The organism is Nitratidesulfovibrio liaohensis, assembly GCF_011682075.1.
In the GTDB taxonomy this organism is placed as follows: Bacteria; Desulfobacterota; Desulfovibrionia; order Desulfovibrionales; family Desulfovibrionaceae; genus Cupidesulfovibrio; species Cupidesulfovibrio liaohensis.
On the sequence record NZ_VSMK01000757.1, the window covers coordinates 1 to 628 of the forward strand.

The window sequence follows — 628 nt, forward strand, 5'->3', positions numbered from 1 at the left end:
CGGCATCAGCGCGTACGACTGCTTGGTCAGCGCGCTGGCCGCCGCCAGCACTCCGGCCAGCAGGGGGTGTCCGGCCACCACGGCGTACAGCGCCCCGGCGCCGAACAGCACCCCATCCACCGTGTGCCACGGCATGGGCGGAAAGGCATGCACCGACCACACGAAGCCCAGCGTGGCCAGCAGCGGCAGGGGCACGCCCAGGCGGCGCAGGTCCACGGCGCGGGCAAGATACAGCGCGCCCAGCCACGATGCGGCCAGCATCTCGGCGTAGAACCCGGCCTTGCCCGCCAGCACGGAAACCCGCTCCGGCGTCAGCCACAGCCAGAAGGCATGCCAGTACAGCGAAAGCGGCGGCTTGACGTAGAAGAAGTCGCGGTAGGGCACCTCGCCCAGCAGGATGCGCCAGGCATGCCCGTAGAAGAAGCCGAAGTCGGTGGTGTCCATGCCTTGGGGGGCGTACACCGCCACGTACAGCACGGGCACGGCCACGGCGAGCAGGCTGGCCAGCCGGACGGGGGTGACGACGCCGCGCGTGCGCGGCGAATCGCGTTCCGCACTGCAGGTGTCCTGCGCGGGTTGCCCGGTCTCTCCGGCCTGCCCTGCGGGCCGGGCATGCTCGCCGCCGCAC

General features: G+C 71.8%; 1 pseudogene. It reads right to left on the reverse strand.

Annotated features, from left to right (window positions below):
* A pseudogene (locus FVW27_RS18600) lies at positions 1-628 on the reverse strand (hypothetical protein); the annotation flags it as partial.